The organism is Pedobacter sp. TM02, from assembly GCF_059705275.1.
The window spans coordinates 3,141,675-3,157,057 of sequence record NZ_AP046530.1 but is presented as its reverse complement, the minus strand read 5'-3'; the positions used below and the strand labels follow the sequence as shown (position 1 = coordinate 3,157,057).

Annotated in this window: 15 protein-coding genes; 10 read left to right on the top strand and 5 right to left on the bottom strand. The window is 44.7% G+C overall.

What is annotated here, in order from left to right; translation table 11 throughout:
* Window positions 1-66: 66 nt before the first annotated feature.
* The 5 genes from AC6H1S_RS13410 to yihA form a co-directional block, all read right to left on the bottom strand.
* The gene (locus AC6H1S_RS13410; RefSeq protein ID WP_497563935.1) at window positions 67-1,989 is read right to left on the bottom strand and encodes an LTA synthase family protein; all 1,923 of its coding nucleotides are present in this window, start codon (window positions 1,987-1,989) and stop codon (window positions 67-69) included.
* A gap of 106 nt (window positions 1,990-2,095) precedes the next feature.
* Window positions 2,096-3,811, bottom strand: coding sequence for a M3 family oligoendopeptidase (locus tag AC6H1S_RS13405; RefSeq protein ID WP_497563934.1), 1,716 nt, complete (start codon window positions 3,809-3,811; stop codon window positions 2,096-2,098).
* Between the two features lie 23 nt (window positions 3,812-3,834).
* On the bottom strand, window positions 3,835-4,218 hold the full coding sequence (locus tag AC6H1S_RS13400) for a hypothetical protein (RefSeq protein ID WP_199141048.1): 384 nt from the start codon (window positions 4,216-4,218) through the stop codon (window positions 3,835-3,837).
* A gap of 36 nt (window positions 4,219-4,254) precedes the next feature.
* The gene (locus AC6H1S_RS13395; RefSeq protein WP_497563933.1) at window positions 4,255-5,112 is read right to left on the bottom strand and encodes a UbiA-like polyprenyltransferase; all 858 of its coding nucleotides are present in this window, start codon (window positions 5,110-5,112) and stop codon (window positions 4,255-4,257) included.
* An 88-nt stretch (window positions 5,113-5,200) separates the two neighbouring features.
* Window positions 5,201-5,836: a ribosome biogenesis GTP-binding protein YihA/YsxC gene (gene yihA, locus AC6H1S_RS13390; RefSeq protein WP_199141046.1), complete on the bottom strand. Its 636-nt coding sequence runs from the start codon at window positions 5,834-5,836 to the stop codon at window positions 5,201-5,203.
* Between the two features lie 151 nt (window positions 5,837-5,987).
* Between yihA and ubiE the strand changes: the two genes are divergently transcribed.
* The 10 genes from ubiE (at window position 5,988) to bamA (ending at window position 15,379) form a co-directional block, all read left to right on the top strand.
* Window positions 5,988-6,719 carry a bifunctional demethylmenaquinone methyltransferase/2-methoxy-6-polyprenyl-1,4-benzoquinol methylase UbiE gene (gene ubiE, locus AC6H1S_RS13385; protein WP_199141045.1) on the top strand — a complete coding sequence of 244 codons (732 nt, stop codon included), beginning with the start codon at window positions 5,988-5,990 and terminating at the stop codon, window positions 6,717-6,719.
* Window positions 6,716-7,465: a type IX secretion/gliding motility protein PorT/SprT gene (porT, locus tag AC6H1S_RS13380; protein ID WP_199141044.1), complete on the top strand. Its 750-nt coding sequence runs from the start codon at window positions 6,716-6,718 to the stop codon at window positions 7,463-7,465. The genes ubiE and porT overlap by 4 nt, the downstream gene beginning before the upstream one ends.
* 51 nt (window positions 7,466-7,516) lie before the next feature.
* A complete protein-coding gene (locus AC6H1S_RS13375; RefSeq protein ID WP_199141043.1) occupies window positions 7,517-8,275 on the top strand; it encodes an SDR family NAD(P)-dependent oxidoreductase in 759 nt (252 codons plus the stop codon).
* A gap of 56 nt (window positions 8,276-8,331) precedes the next feature.
* Window positions 8,332-8,781 (top strand): GatB/YqeY domain-containing protein, encoded by a 450-nt coding sequence (locus AC6H1S_RS13370; RefSeq protein WP_497563932.1) that lies wholly within the window; start codon window positions 8,332-8,334, stop codon window positions 8,779-8,781.
* A 110-nt stretch (window positions 8,782-8,891) separates the two neighbouring features.
* Entirely contained in the window at window positions 8,892-9,656 is a 765-nt protein-coding gene (locus tag AC6H1S_RS13365) for an alpha/beta fold hydrolase (protein WP_497563931.1), read from the top strand.
* A complete protein-coding gene (locus AC6H1S_RS13360; RefSeq protein WP_199141040.1) occupies window positions 9,656-10,318 on the top strand; it encodes a CBS domain-containing protein in 663 nt (220 codons plus the stop codon). Before AC6H1S_RS13365 ends, AC6H1S_RS13360 begins: the two co-directional genes overlap by 1 nt.
* Window positions 10,319-10,326: 8 nt before the next feature.
* Window positions 10,327-11,208 carry an NAD kinase gene (locus AC6H1S_RS13355; RefSeq protein ID WP_199141039.1) on the top strand — a complete coding sequence of 294 codons (882 nt, stop codon included), beginning with the start codon at window positions 10,327-10,329 and terminating at the stop codon, window positions 11,206-11,208.
* Between the two features lies 1 nt (window position 11,209).
* Window positions 11,210-12,013 carry a type IX secretion system protein PorG gene (gene porG, locus AC6H1S_RS13350; RefSeq protein WP_199141038.1) on the top strand — a complete coding sequence of 268 codons (804 nt, stop codon included), beginning with the start codon at window positions 11,210-11,212 and terminating at the stop codon, window positions 12,011-12,013.
* A gap of 18 nt (window positions 12,014-12,031) precedes the next feature.
* The gene (uppS, locus tag AC6H1S_RS13345; protein WP_497563930.1) at window positions 12,032-12,772 is read left to right on the top strand and encodes an undecaprenyl pyrophosphate synthase; all 741 of its coding nucleotides are present in this window, start codon (window positions 12,032-12,034) and stop codon (window positions 12,770-12,772) included.
* A gap of 63 nt (window positions 12,773-12,835) precedes the next feature.
* Entirely contained in the window at window positions 12,836-15,379 is a 2,544-nt protein-coding gene (gene bamA / locus AC6H1S_RS13340; protein WP_233165924.1) for an outer membrane protein assembly factor BamA, read from the top strand.
* Window positions 15,380-15,383: the final 4 nt, after the last annotated feature.

The window sequence follows — 15,383 nt, the reverse complement described above, 5'->3', positions numbered from 1 at the left end:
CCATGATAAAAAAAAGCCCCAAAACTTAATTTTGGGGCTTTTTTCATGTCTTTTCTGATTGATGGCCTATTTGACAAACTGATATAGCTGATGGCGCAACAGGTAACTGGCCGACTGGTAGTAGGAAATGGCTTCGTTGGTTATTAACGGCGACGATTTGATGGGCGTGGTGGCAAAACTGTTGGTATCAACCTTAAAGGCCTCTATTTTTTGCTGAGGCGATAAAATAACCAATTGGTCGCCTTTCAAATACCCCAGATTTTGATAAGTGCTGATGAAAGCCCTGCGCTGGCTGGCTGGTGTATGGAACACATCGAAGCCAAAAAACTTCGAAGTATAGCTCACGTTTAAAAGTCCGAGCAGGGTGGGTGGGATATCGATTTGCGAAGTAAGCCCGCTATACGTCTGGGGCTTGATGATGCCCGGCGCATAAACGATCATCGGAATTCGATAATTCTTGATAGGCAGTTCGGTTTTGCCGGCGCTTGAAGCACAATGGTCGGCCACAATCACAAAAATGGTGTTCTTGAACCAAGGCTTGCTCCGGCTGTCGTTGATGAACTTGCCAATGGCGTAGTCGGTATATTTTACGGCACCTTGCCTGCCGGTGTGCGACGGAATATCGATGCGGCCATCAGGATAAGTAAAAGGCCTGTGGTTAGAGGTAGTCATCACCTGGCTAAAGAAAGGTTTACGCAGTTTGTAGTTGGCATCGAAGGTTTTGCCTGCCAGCGTAAAAAGATCCTCATCGGCCACGCCCCAAATGTTTTCGTAATGGATGTCTTGTTTATCGGTAATGGCCGACCTATCGATAACTTGGTAGCCGTTGTTGCCGAAAAAGTAATTCATGTTGTCGAAATAGCCATAGCCTCCATAAATGTATTGTGTGGTATAGCCTTTGCTGCGGAGCACGCTTCCCAGCGAAAATTTGTTTTCGTTATTGGGCCTTTTCACCACCGATTGCCCTGGCGTAGGCGGCAGGCTGATCGACAAGGCTTCGAGGCCACGCACGGTCCGGGTGCCGGTGGCAAAGAGATGATCGAAAAACAGGCCTTGGTTGGCCAGGCTATCCAAATTTGGCGTAATGTGTTCGGTGTTGCCAAACCTCGACAGGAAATCGCCACTAAGACTTTCTACGCTGATCATTACCAGGTTGTAGTTGTGTTGCGCGCCCGGATAATCGATTTTTCGGGTAATGGAAGTGGGGCTATCGCTTAAAAAGGTGCTGTTGCTGCTGCTTACGGCTTTCCTTACCGTGGTAAAAATGTTGTGAATAGGGGCCTTGGCATAAAATTGGTCGTAATCGAGTTCGTTGTGGATAAAGGCCGAACCAAAATCGTAGATTCCATTTCCCGAAAGCTCGGAAGCATATTGGTTGCTGCTGAATTTTTTGGCGCCATTGCTGCCCAGCAAAAAAACCAATACCGGCAGCAGTAACAGGGCTAAAGTAATCAAACTCCTCCGACCAAACCTGAAGCGCTGGGTTTCGTCGTTTTTAATGTGTTTTTTGCTAAACACGAGTACCAGTATGCTGCAAACCAGAATGCCAATAAGTAAAGGAACAATGGGGTACGACTGCCAAATATTGCCGATTACCTCTGTGGTGTAGATGAGGTAATCTACGGCGATGAAATTATAGCGAGTCGAAAATTCGTCCCAGAACAGCCACTCCGAAACCGCATTGAAAAGCAGCAATGCCGCGGCCACAAAACATAGCCCATAGGTAATAAAACGGAACCATTTTTTATAGTAAAGCCTGTTCGGAACAAGCCAAAGGTAAAGCACAAAAGGAATGAGAAAGAAAGTGCTCATCAAAGTATCGTTAAACCAGCCAATCAGGAAAATGCCCAAAAACTGGAAGGGGTTGGGATCTAACTGACGAAACGATGAAATTAATAAGGCCACCCGGGTGACGAACGAAATGGCAACAATTAAAAAATACAGAAAAGCCAATAGTCGGTAACGACTGGCCAGCAGTTTCTTCAGCATGAGATTACAATGGTTGAGAATTGATGGTACAAATATATCTTCTAATTCTGAATACAAAAAAAAAGCGGGGTCAAATTAAACCCCGCTTTTACTTGACTTAAAAGGATTACCCTAGTTTGTTTAACTCTTCTTTTACAAAATTGGCCAGTTCCTTGATGTAGCTGGCGCTAAAATCGAATTTGATTCCGGCAGTTTCGTAAATTTCGTTCATGGGTTTGGTGTAGCCCAGGGCCAATGCGTCTAAATATTGGTTCAAGGCTTTTTCAGGATTTTCCTTATAGTTTTTCCAAACGGCAATAGCGCCCAATTGGGCAATAGCATATTCGATATAATAAAATGGCACTTCGAACAAATGCAACTGCTTTTGCCAAAGGTTGCCCAATTGCTGGTCAAAGCCCGTCCAATCGGCAAAACCTGCGCCAAAACGTTCGTAAATTTGTTTAAAAGCAGTTTCCCTGTCGGCAGCGTTATGGTTCGGGTTGGTGTAAATCCAGTGCTGAAACTGGTCTATTACGGCCACCCAAGGCAGAGTTTTCAGTACATCGGCCAATTGCTCTTTTTGGGCACGGATCAAGTCTTCCTCCTTGTCGAAATAAACATCCCAGTTATCCATTGATATCAATTCCATGCTCATCGAAGCCAATTCGGCTACTTCTGAAGGGCAATGCTTAAAATCGTTCAGCTCTAAATTAGCGGTTAAGAACGTGTGGATGGCATGGCCGCCTTCGTGCACCATGGTGGTCAAATCCCTTAAGGAGTTGGCCGAGTTCATGAAAATAAAAGGTGCACCGGTTTCGGCCAATGGGTAATTGTAGCCTCCCGGGGCCTTGCCCATCCGGCTTTCTACATCAAAAAGCTTATTGGCTTTCATGATGGCCAGTTTTTCGCCCAGTTCAGGGCTGATGGCGGCAAAGCAATCGATGCTTTTGTCGATGAGTTCCTGACCGTTGTTAAAGGGTTTCAAGGCAGGTTTTCCGCTGGTGCTTACCTCCATATCCCAAGGTTTGAGCTCGGTTAAGCCCAAAGCCTCGCGTCTTTTTTCGGCCTGTTCTCTCAATACCGGAACCACTTCTCTTTCAATGGCTTCGGCAAAGTCGTAGCAATCTTTTGGCGTGTAGTCAAAACGGCCTAGGGCCTGAAACATGTAATCGCGGTAATTTTCAAAACCCGCATTGAGTGCTACTTTGTGGCGCATGGCTACCAGTTCGTCAAATAAGATGTTCAGCTCGTCTTTGGCAACCAGTCGGCGCTGCTGTATGGTTTCCCAGGCATTTTGCCTAACCTCGCGGTTGGTATCTTTTAAGAAGTTGGCGGCTTGCTCCAAGGTATACTCCTGGTCATTTAATTCAACGCTCATGGCACCTGTAATGCCCTGGTATTTTTGCTGGGTTACCTGTAGCTGCGTAAACAGCTCGATGTTTTCTTCGCGGTAAAGCTCCAGAGCCTTTTTGATGGCACGGATGTATACAAAATATTTGTCTTTGTCTAATTGCTCTAGCCAAGGGCTTTCGCTGAATTTCTTGTTCAGTTCGTTGGCAATCGGCGAAATCTTGGGCTCTATTTCGGTGGCGAAATATTGAAAATCCTTTACCAATGCCTCATTTGCCGTATCGCAGCTCATTTTGATGTAGCGCCAGGCAAAATCTTCCTCCAAAGCGGCTTCCAGCTCACTTTTGTCGCGCAACCACTGTTCCAGTTCCTCCACGCTGCTGATTTCCCTTTTTAATAGTTCATCGAATATCGGTGCAAGGTTTTCCCACTCGATTTTTAAATCCTGCGGAATATATGTTCTGGGTTTTTTGTGTATCGTTAAATCTTTCATGTCTTTTTTTGATGAGGTCTTAATTATTTCAGGCCAAAAACGTCTTCATAGCTTACGTAGTCCTTTCGGCCAATGGCATAAATCAGTTTGCCGTTTTCGTCTTTGATGATGCCCTGGCTTTCGTCGTTAGCTTTCGGAAAATTGATTTCGTATTTCCTGCCGTCTTCGAGCACAATGCCATAGGTTTCTACACCATTTTCGGTTTTGATCGAATTTTGGGTGTAGTTAAATTTTTTGCTTTTTCCAAGGCTGTCTGTTAACATAAAACTTTTGGCTTCAAAGGTTATTTTGGTTTTTGTTCCCTTGGTATCGGTAGCTTTCCATTCGCCTCGGTAAGTATCAGAGCCGCTGCAGGCCATTAACAGGCCTACGAAAAGCCCCAATGATAAATGAACCAATTTTTTCATGTTTTATTATTTAAAAAGTTACGATCGATTAGATTTTTATCTTGTTCTTAAAAAGGCGTCGAGCAAAAAGCAAAGGGCAAAAATAACCGATGCAAAGCCATTGGTGGTGGCAAAGGCACGATCTACCTTGCTGATGTCTGTTGGCTTAACCAGCAGGTGCTGATAAATAAGCATGGCGCAGAAAAATACGATGCCGATATCGTAAACCCAGCTCAGCTCGGCATAAAACAAGGGCATAATAACACAGGCTGCAGATAAAACATGCAACACTACCGATAATCTCAGTGCATTTTTAATGCCCATGGCGGCCGGAATGGAGTGCAGTTTTTGCTCGCGGTCGAAATCTTCGTCCTGCAAAGCGTAAATAATGTCGAAACCGCTAACCCAAAAAAGTACGGCAAACGAATAGAACAAAGGAACGATGTTAAACTGTCCGGTTACCGCAATGTAGGCGCCGATAGGGGCTAGCGATAAGCCAAGGCCTAAAACCAGGTGGCATAGCGCCGTAAAGCGTTTGGTGTAGCTGTAAAAAAGCACAACAAACAAAGCCACGGGCGATAAATAGAAGCAGAGCTTATTGATAAAGAAGGTGGCGGCAATAAATAGCACACAGTTTATAATCACAAAGAACAGTGCCTCATTGGCCGAAACCCGTCCTGCCGGAATATCGCGCATTTGTGTACGTGGGTTTTGGGCATCGATATTTCGGTCTAAATAACGGTTAAAGGCCATGGCCGCATTGCGTGCAAATACCATACACAGAATAACCAGCACCAACAGGTACCAATGAAACGGATTTTGCGTAGTGGTTACGCCCAAAAAGAAGCCGATCATGGCAAAGGGCATGGCGAAAATGGAATGCGCAAATAAAACAAGCGAAAAGTATTTTTTCATTGCGATGGGTATTGGGTATTGAGATGTGGGTATTGAGTATTGAGATAAAGTTAGAACTGAAAACTGGCAACTGAAAACCGCCAAACAATTAACTCCCGTTATAAAACTTGGGGTCGATAACAGGCATTACAAAATCTTGGTTCACCTCGTCAATAAAGCCCAGTACACCTTCCTTGCCTTGTTTTTTCTCTGATGAGGTTATGAAAAAAGAGGGCACTTCCTCAAACCACTGCTTCAGTGCTTTATTGAACTTGGCCACATTCTGGTCGGTTTTTGGCCCTGATTGCTTATCGGCTTTGGTGTAAACCAAGGCAAATGGAATGCCGCATTCGCCCAGCCAGCAACAAAACTCGAGGTCTATTTGCTGCGGTTCAAGCCTACTGTCTATCAGTACAAAAACGCATTGCAGGTTCTCTCTCTTGGTGAGGTAATTGCGGATAAATTTCTCCCATTTCTCGCGACTGGTTTTCGAAACCCTGGCATAGCCATACCCAGGCAAATCAACAATGTACCAGCTTTCATTGATCAAAAAGTGGTTAATCAGCTGTGTTTTTCCGGGTCTTTGCGAGGTTTTGGCCAATCCAGGCTGACTTACCAGCATATTGATCAACGACGATTTGCCCACGTTAGAACGTCCAATAAAGGCATATTCGGGCCTGTCTGGAGCCGGCAAGGCCGAAACCTTGGTATTGCTCACTACGAATGTGGCAGATTTTATAATCATAATACAAAGGTAGGAATTAAAGATTGGAGTTGGCGCGTTTTGTGTCTCGCGTTTGGCTCGAGGCATTTGGATTCAATGCGGTCCGCTGTCCGCCCTTCGCTATTCTTTTAAAAAAATCAAACAATTAACCATTTTCTCTATCTTTGGGGCAATGACAAATCGAGAAGTTACTCCCTATGCTGGTACGGCTACCAAAAAAGAACAGGTAGCTACGATGTTCAACAATATTTCGCACACCTACGATTTTCTGAACCATTTTTTGTCGTTGGGCATCGATATCATTTGGAGGCGCAAGGCAATCAGGGAACTGTTGAGCATACAGCCCCGTAAAATTTTGGATGTGGCTACCGGAACAGGCGATTTTGCTTTCGAATCCATTAAAATACTTCATCCCGATAAGGTTGTTGGGGTTGATATTTCGGAAGGGATGCTGGAAGTGGCACGCAAAAAGATTGGCGAACGCAACCTGGGCCATGTATTTTCGGTACAGTTGGGAGATTCGGAAGGGCTGCATTTCGACGATGATACTTTCGATGCTATTACAGTAGCCTTTGGCGTAAGAAATTACGAAAACCTGGAAAAAGGATTGGCAGACATGTTGCGCGTGCTCAAGCCCGAAGGCAAGATCGTCATCCTCGAGTTTTCTAAACCAAGGACTTTCCCTATCAAGCAAGGCTATAATTTTTACTTCAAATACATTACACCGTTTTTTGGCCGTCTTTTTTCGAAAGACAAAAGAGCGTACACCTATTTGCCCGAGTCGGTGGCCGCTTTTCCTGATGGCAAGTCTTTTACCCAGCTTATGGAAAAAGTGGGCTATAAAAATACCAAACACCGTTCTTTAACGTTTGGAATAAGTGCAATTTATACCGGTACTAAATGAGCAGAAAATTAACCCTCTTTGTGATGTTGTTTCTTTTCGCTGCTGGTTGGGCAAAGGCTCAAAACTGGGGTGGAGGCATTGATCAGGAACGTTTCAATTGGGGGTTTAGCTTTCAGTATATTTCTTCGGAATTGAAGCTTTGGAAAAATAAGGATTGGCGCGCACCGTATTACGATGCAACATTGCCGGGCTATGCCACAGACCAGTTGGCTTCCATTTCGTCGCCACCATCGGTAGGCTTTGGTATCGGTTTTGTAGTTAACAGTCAACTAACCAGTAATTTAGATGCACGTTTTACGCCAACCTTGGTTTTTAACGATCGCGTAATCCAATATAACTATGTACAGCCCGCCGTGTACAATGTGGGTACTTCGATGATCGAAAAAAAGGTACAGGCCACGGTAATCGATCTTCCCATTGGACTAAAAATCAAATCAGACCGGCTCATGAACTTTCGGGCCTACATGATTGGCGGCCTTAAATACTCGATGGATCTGGCCTCGGGCAAAAAGAGCAACGACGAGGCCGCGGCGCCTATAGACAAGTTGATCAAAAACAAGAAAAGCTTCCTTTCCTACGAGGCGGGCATTGGCTTCGATATTTACTTCGAATATTTTAAAATGTCGCCAGAATTTAAGCTATCTTATTCATTTAAAGACATTATGAAGCATGAAAGCAATCCTTTCATGGACCCGATACAAAAGGCAAAACTCAGACATTTTACTTTCAGCTTATTTTTTGAATAGCGCGGGGCGTAAAAAAATAATACCTTTGTTTATCATCATTATTTCATACACATGGCTAAAATCGCATTAATTACGGGTGCAAGTTCAGGTATTGGCGAAGCTTGTGCACATATTTTTGCCCAACAGGGCTATCACCTGATCCTAATTGGGAGACGGGAAAATCTACTGGAAAAAATTGCCCATCATTTGGCCGATAAATATGCCATAGAGGTCAAAAAGATACAGGCCGATGTACGTGACAAGGAAAACATCAGCTATGTACTCGAAACCCTGCCCAGCCAGTGGAAAAACGTAGATGTGCTGATCAACAATGCCGGATTGAGCCAAGGCTTGGATCCTATAGACAAAGGCGATACCGACGATTGGGATACCATGATTGATACCAATGTAAAAGGACTGCTCTATGTTTCGAAAATCGTTTCGGGCTGGATGGTGAACCAAAAGAAAGGACATATCGTCAATATCGGTTCTATTGCGGGTAAAGAAGTTTATGCCAATGGAAATGTATATTGTGCCACCAAGCATGCGGTTGATGCCCTGAACAAAGGCATGCGCATCGACCTGTTGCCACACGGCATTAAGGTAACCGCCATTAATCCCGGCATGGTAGAAACCGAGTTTTCGGTGGTTCGCTTTAAAGGCGACGAGGCCAGAGCGAAAAAGGTATACGACGGATTGGAACCTTTAGTTGCCCAAGACATTGCCGAAGCCATTTGGTTTGCGGTAAGCCGTCCACCACATGTAAACATTAACGATATGCTCATTATGCCAACGGCGCAGGCCACGGCAACAACGGTAGTGAGGAAGTAGCTGGCAATTGAAACAAAGGCGGCAATTCAATAGATAAAAGCAACACGAGAAAAGCAATGATAGCAAATACGATAGATCAGGAAATCAAGCAAGCCATGTTGGCTAAAGACCAGGCCAGGTTAAGGGGCCTGCGGGCAATCAAGGCCGCTTTGCTGCTGGCCAAAACCGAAAAAGGCCATGCCGAAGAAATCAATGGAGAAGCAGAAATCAAAATCCTGCAAAAACTGGTTAAGCAACGTAAAGAATCGGCTACAATTTATCAAGAGCAGGGACGCGAAGACCTTTATGCTGTAGAACAGGAAGAAATTGAGGTCATCAGCCAGTTTTTGCCAAAGCAGCTAGACCGGGCCGATATAGAATTGGTTGTATCGCGCATTATCTCCGAGTCTGGGGCAACTTCTATCAAAGAAATGGGCAAGGTAATGGGATTGGCCAATAAAGAACTGGCGGGCAAAGCCGACGGCAAGCTGATCGGCGAGATTGTTAAAGCGCAATTGGGTCAATAAAAAATAGCCCCGCTTTACACTATCCCCGAAAAAATATTGATATTATTACGGTAAATTAATTTTACTCTATTAACTTAGTAGCACATACCAAACAGTACAACATACTATATATGAAATACGAAGTAATTGATGAAGATGGGTTTAAATACATTGAGGCGGGTGAAGGCGAACCGTTGGTATTACTTCATGGGCTAATGGGCGAATTGAGCAATTGGGAGCCCACTTTAGATTATTTTAAGGCAAACTACAAGGTAATTGTGCCTATTTTGCCTATCTATGATCTACCCTTGCTAACCTTGGGCGTAAAAAGCTTATCTAAGTACATTTTGCGTTTCCTTAAATTTAAAAAACTAAATCAGGTGGTGCTTGTTGGTAACTCGTTGGGCGGACACGTAGGGCTGGTATTTACCGTTGCACACCAAGAATATGTAAAGGCCCTGGTACTGACCGGCAGCTCTGGCCTGTACGAAAATGCATTTGGCGGCTCCTTTCCGCGAAGAGAGAGCTACGATTATGTGCGCGAGAAAGTAGAGTTTACCTTCTACGATCCGGCTACGGCTACCAAAGAACTGGTTGACGAAGTATTCAGGTCAATCAACGACCGCTCGAAAGTAATCCGTATCCTGGCTTTGGCCAAATCAGCCATTCGCCACAACATGGCAAAGGAATTGCCAAAAATTACTATTCCAGTTTCGCTCATTTGGGGCAAACAAGATAAGATTACGCCGCCAGAAGTGGCCGAAGAGTTCCATCAGCTGCTGCCCAACTCCGAACTGAACTGGGTTGACGAATGTGGCCATGCGCCCATGATGGAAAGACCGGCTATTTTTAACGAATTGCTGAATACCTTTTTAAGTAGGATTTTATTAAAATAATGTTTGCTTCAGAACTCATATCGAATGTTATCCCGCCTCTAAAAACTTCCGACACTGCGCAGAAGGCTTTAGAGCGCATGGCCGAGTTCAAGCTTTACCATTTGCCTATTGTAAACGAAACCCAGTTCCTGGGCCTTATTTCAGAAGACGAGCTGATCGAAGTACGAGACCAGCAAACGCCGATAGGCAGCCTCTCGCTGACTATCTTAAATCCTTTTGTTTTCGAAAATGCCCATATTTACGATGTAATCCGGCTGTTTAACCTTTTGCAACTGTCGCTGGTGCCCGTACTCGATGCCCATAAAAACTACCTTGGCGTCGTTTCTATCAACAACCTCCTGCAATATGCGGCAGAAACCTATGCCGTTAAGGAGCCGGGCGGCATTATCGTATTGTCTATCAGCAACCGTAACAATTCTTTGGCGCACATGGCCCAGATCGTTGAAGCAGACAACGCGCAAATCCTTTCCTCTTATGTCAGTTCTTTCCCCGATTCTACCAGGTTGGAAGTAACCTTGAAAATTAATAAGACAGAGCTTTCAAGTATCATATCTTCTTTTGAGCGCTATGACTACGAAGTAAAAGCTGTTTTTAACAATACACAGGACGATAACGGTACAGAAGATAGATTCAATTCTTTCATGAACTATTTAAACGTATAAAAACCTGCATGAAAATAGCAATTTACGGCAGAGATTTTAATGACAGCGTATTGCCTTTTGTACAGGAGGTATTCGACGTGCTGGCCCAGCATCCGATAGAAATACTGGTGTTTTTGAAGTTCAACAACTTTATCAGGAATAAAATCAGCCTGCCGGCCCATGTCAAAACTTTTAGTACGCATGCCGAGCTGGTTGACCAGGCCGATGTGCTGCTAAGCCTTGGTGGCGATGGCACCCTGCTCGATACGCTGTCGCTGGTGCGTGATTCGCAGATACCGGTTATCGGTATCAATTTTGGCCGTTTGGGCTTTTTGGCCAGTATTAACAAGAACGAGATCAAAACCGCCATCGAAGCCCTGGTTAACGGCCATTACTCGCTCGATAAAAGGGGAGTGCTTAATCTGGAATCGCAGAACAACCTGTTTGGCGAAGAGAATTTTGCGCTGAACGACATGACGATCCACCGGAGAGACAATTCGGCCATGATGATTATCCATGCCTACCTTAATGGCGAGTTTTTGAATTCCTATTGGGCTGATGGATTGATCATTGCTACCCCAACCGGCTCTACGGCCTACTCGCTGAGCTGCGGCGGACCGATTATTTCGCCCAATGCACAGAACTTCGTCATTACGCCGGTAGCGCCGCACAACCTCAACGTAAGGCCCATTATCGTGCCCGACGATGTGGCGCTTACTTTCGAAGTAGAAGCCAGGAGCACCAAGTTTTTGCTAACCTGCGATTCGAGGACCGAAACCGTCGACCGTTCGGTTAAGATTACCATCAACAAGGCTAAATTCAATATTAACCTGATCCGCCTTAACAATGAAAGCTATCTCACTACGTTAAGGAATAAACTACTGTGGGGCATAGATACACGGAACTATTAAGATGAGCTATACAAAAGCATTCCTAACGCTTGTTGGTCTATTATCTTTTGGCATGGCCGCTTTGGCCCAGCGCTTTGAGGTGGGCGCACATGCGGGAGGCTCTTCTTATATGGGCGACTTGAACCAGTACAACCCAGTCAAAATCAGTGGCATCGAAGCAGGAGCTTTTGTAAAGCTCAATTTTAATCCGCATTTGGCTCTCGGCCTGCATTATAACTATGGCAAGGTAAAAGGCAACGATGCCAGTTCAAACAACGAACAGTTCCGCCAGCGCAACCTGAGCTTTTTTACCCCACTCAATGAGTTTAGCCTTTTGGTCGATTTTAATTTCTTCGACATGTTCGCCTACAACGGCAGAAGGCGCTTTACCCCCTTTCTGTTTGGTGGGGTGGGTACGGTATTGTTCGAACCCAAGGCCAACTATGAGGGAGAAACCTATAAGCTGAGACTGTACTACACCGAGGGACAGCCCAAAGCCTACAAAAAATATGCGCTCACCTTTCCTATTGGTGCAGGCACCAAGTACAAGCTCAACGACAGCTGGACGCTTTTTACACAGGTCGGTTTCAGGATTCCGCTAACCGATTATATCGACGACGTCAGCGGCCTTTATCCCGATCCGAACGTTTGGACCCGAAACCAGGGGTTAAGCCGGGCACTTTCAGACCGTTCGGGAGAAAAAACAGGCATCTACATCGGCGAACCAGGTACCCAAAGAGGCGATTTTAGAAAAAGGGACAGCTACATGTTTGTAGGTATTGGGATATCTTATACCTTTGTGAGCCAAAAATGTTTTACTTTTTAGGGCGCTGACACAGCAGAAATGGGATTTAAAGAACAAATTGATATCAATCGCTTACCACAACACATCGCTATTATTATGGATGGCAATGGGCGTTGGGCAAAAAACCAAGGTAAATTTCGTGTTTTTGGTCACGAAAGCGGCGTGCTTTCTGTAAAGGATATTGTAGAAGGCTGTGTAGATATTGGTATTAAGTACCTTACCGTTTATGCTTTCTCTACCGAAAACTGGAACCGTCCCATTGAAGAAGTCAATGCCCTCATGGAACTGCTCATTGCAACCATCAACCAAGAGGCCGAAACCCTGAATAAAAACAACGTCAGGCTAAATGCCATCGGCGACCTGAAATCGTTGCCCCAAAAATGCATCGACGATTTGGCCAGCGCCATGGAAACCACCGGCAAAAATGATAAATGTACCCTTACCCTGGCTTTGAGCTACAGCGCCAAATGGGAAATTGTAGAGGCAGCCAAGAAAATCGCCGAGCAGGCCAAGGAAGGAAAAATAAACATCGATGAAATTGACGAAAGCGCTTTTGCTGCACAACTGACCACCACCAATATTCCTGATCCCGAACTGATGATACGCACCAGTGGCGAACATCGGATCAGTAATTTCCTGCTTTGGCAGATGGCTTATACCGAATTATATTTTACCGAAACCCTTTGGCCCGACTTTAGAAGAGAAGATCTTTTTGAGGCCATCGTCGACTATCAAAAACGCGAACGTCGCTTCGGAAAAATTAGTGAACAATTGAACTAATTTTACTTTTAACACTTTTTAACATGTGTTTAAATTAACTTAGCAACGTTTTTTAGATTGTAAATGAAAAGAATATACCAACTTATTTTCTTGCTGTTGATCGGCTTGCCAACCATGGCGCAAATCCGTACCCAACCTTCGCAAGCGGCCCCTTCCTTAAAAGTTAACGGTTCGAGTTTAGACTATTTTAACCCAAAAGAATATGTAATTGGCGGCACAACTTTGTCGGGCGCCAAATACCTGATCGAAGATGTAATCATCACCCTGTCTAAGCTAACCAAAGGCGAACGTATCGTATTGCCGGGTGAGGCTACTTCAAATGCAATCAAAAACCTATGGGCACAAGGCCTTTTCGACGATGTGCAGCTGAACATTACCAAGATCGATTTAGACACGGTTTATTTCGATATCCAAGTGGTAGAGCGTCCACGCCTAAGTGCCTTCGAAATTTTGGGGGTAAGCAAATCACAAAAGACAGACCTTAACGAAAAATTGGCCGATAAAGCCGGTAGGACTATCATTAACGACAACCTTTACAATACCACCAAGTCTATCATCAAAAAATACATGTACGACAAGGGGTTCTTTTATACCACCATCGATTTCAAGTCTAAGCCAGATCCCAACCAGGAGAACAGCGTGATCCTGCAAGTCGATATCAATAAAGGAAAGCGTGTAAAAGTGCACGAAATCAAGTTTACGGGCAATAAGGAGTTTTCTTCGGCCAAGCTGAGGAAGTATTTGAAAAAGACCAAGCAACAGGCCTTTTATAAGATTTTCGGCAGTGGCAAGTTCAACAAGGAAAAATACGAAGAAGACAAGTTGAAGCTGGTAGCCAAAATGCAGGAAAAAGGCTACAGGGATGCTGCCATTTTAAAAGACAGCATTTACAGGTATAGCGATAAGGCCATCGGCATTAAGCTCGATCTTTATGAAGGCCCGAAATACTACTTTGGCAATATCACCTGGATTGGCAATGCCAGATACCCGACAGACTATCTTGAAAAAGTTTTCGGCATAGAAAAAGGCGAAGTTTTTAGCGAAGAAAAACTAGAAAAGAAATTAAGAGGCAGTGCCAGTGGCGACGATGTTTCGAGCGTTTACCTGAACGATGGCTACCTGACCTTTAACATCGATCCGGTACAAACCAAAATCCATAACGATACGGTTGATGTAGAAATGCGTATTTACGAAGGCCCCCAGTATACCAATAACAAAATTACGGTAGTAGGCAACACCATTACCAACGATAGGGTAGTATTGCGCGAAATCCGTACCAAGCCGGGCGATAAATTCTCTAAAGAGCTGTTGGTACGAAGCGTACGCGAAATCGGTGCTTTGGGCAACTTTGACGAGTCGAAGACCAATCCGATTCCTAAGCCAAACCCATCTGATGGTACGGTAGATATCGAATATCACGTAGAAGAGAAACCTTCAGACCAGATTGAGCTTTCGGGCGGTTTTGGCGGAGGCCGTGTAATCGGTACCTTGGGCTTAACCTTCAACAACTTCTCGTTAAAAAACCTGTTTAATGGCGAAGCCTACAGACCGTTGCCAAAAGGCGATGGCCAAAAGCTGAGCTTGCGCGGACAAACCAACGGTAAGTATTACCAATCTTACAGTTTCTCTTTCTCTGAGCCTTGGTTTGGCGGCAAGAAACCCGTAAGTTTTGGGTTGAGCGCTTTCACTTCGTTGCAATCTAACGGCTTATCGGCCGCCGATGGCAACTACCAAAAAATCCGTTTGAACGGCGTTTCGGTGAGCTTGGGCAGAAAGCTGAACTGGCCAGACAACTGGTTCTCTTTGGTGCATACCATTAACCTGAACCAATACATCTTGAATAAATACCCTGGTTACCTGTTCAGCACCGGTACTTCTTACAACTTGAACTTAACCCAAGAGATTGCCCGCGATTCGAGGAACAACAATATTTTCCCTACAGGCGGTTCGTACATCAGGTTTACCATTCAGGCAACACCTCCTTACTCGTTGCTGAATAAAATTAACTACGCTACGGCTTCAGATAAGCAACGCTATAAGTTTACCGAGTACCACAAATGGAAATTTGAGGCACAATGGTTCGAAAGCGTAGTAGGCAAACTGGTATTTAAAGGCCAGGCGCAATTTGGTTTCTTGGGCCAGTACAACAAGGCCGTTGGCCAGTCGGCGTTCGAACGCTTTAAGTTGGGTGGCGACGGTATGCAGGGCTTCGACTTCTTGCAGGGCTCTGAATTAATTGCCATGCGTGGCTACTCAAACAACTCGGTTGTTCCGGTAGGTGCCAACGTAAATATTGCCCAAAGTTCGGGTAGCCCGATCTTTAGTAAATACGTAATGGAACTGCGCTACCCGGTTATTGCCAAGCAAGAAGCAACCGCTTTTGTAACGGCATTTGCCGAAGGTGGTAACACTTGGAATAAGTTTAGCGATTTTAATCCGTTTAATATTAGGCGGTCTGTAGGTGTTGGAGCTAAGATATTTTTACCGATATTTGGTTTGTTGGGAATTGACTATGGTTATGGATTTGATAAAATCCCAGGTCTTCCTGATGCCAATAAAGGTCAGTTCCACTTCAGTATTGCCCAACAACTTGGCGGATTTAATTAATTTA

What these genes read in the sequence shown, in the direction of transcription:
- AC6H1S_RS13365 (WP_497563931.1), top strand. Translation starts at nt 8,892, where the DNA reads ATGAAATACGAAGTAATTGATGAAGATGGGTTTAAATACATTGAGGCG.
- AC6H1S_RS13355 (WP_199141039.1), top strand. Translation starts at nt 10,327, where the DNA reads ATGAAAATAGCAATTTACGGCAGAGATTTTAATGACAGCGTATTGCCT.
- AC6H1S_RS13395 (WP_497563933.1), bottom strand. Translation starts at nt 5,112, where the DNA reads ATGAAAAAATACTTTTCGCTTGTTTTATTTGCGCATTCCATTTTCGCC.
- bamA (WP_233165924.1), top strand. Translation starts at nt 12,836, where the DNA reads ATGAAAAGAATATACCAACTTATTTTCTTGCTGTTGATCGGCTTGCCA.
- AC6H1S_RS13360 (WP_199141040.1), top strand. Translation starts at nt 9,656, where the DNA reads ATGTTTGCTTCAGAACTCATATCGAATGTTATCCCGCCTCTAAAAACT.
- AC6H1S_RS13410 (WP_497563935.1), bottom strand. Translation starts at nt 1,989, where the DNA reads ATGCTGAAGAAACTGCTGGCCAGTCGTTACCGACTATTGGCTTTTCTG.
- AC6H1S_RS13400 (WP_199141048.1), bottom strand. Translation starts at nt 4,218, where the DNA reads ATGAAAAAATTGGTTCATTTATCATTGGGGCTTTTCGTAGGCCTGTTA.
- AC6H1S_RS13375 (WP_199141043.1), top strand. Translation starts at nt 7,517, where the DNA reads ATGGCTAAAATCGCATTAATTACGGGTGCAAGTTCAGGTATTGGCGAA.
- uppS (WP_497563930.1), top strand. Translation starts at nt 12,032, where the DNA reads ATGGGATTTAAAGAACAAATTGATATCAATCGCTTACCACAACACATC.
- AC6H1S_RS13405 (WP_497563934.1), bottom strand. Translation starts at nt 3,811, where the DNA reads ATGAAAGATTTAACGATACACAAAAAACCCAGAACATATATTCCGCAG.
- AC6H1S_RS13370 (WP_497563932.1), top strand. Translation starts at nt 8,332, where the DNA reads ATGATAGCAAATACGATAGATCAGGAAATCAAGCAAGCCATGTTGGCT.
- yihA (WP_199141046.1), bottom strand. Translation starts at nt 5,836, where the DNA reads ATGATTATAAAATCTGCCACATTCGTAGTGAGCAATACCAAGGTTTCG.
- ubiE (WP_199141045.1), top strand. Translation starts at nt 5,988, where the DNA reads ATGACAAATCGAGAAGTTACTCCCTATGCTGGTACGGCTACCAAAAAA.
- porT (WP_199141044.1), top strand. Translation starts at nt 6,716, where the DNA reads ATGAGCAGAAAATTAACCCTCTTTGTGATGTTGTTTCTTTTCGCTGCT.
- porG (WP_199141038.1), top strand. Translation starts at nt 11,210, where the DNA reads ATGAGCTATACAAAAGCATTCCTAACGCTTGTTGGTCTATTATCTTTT.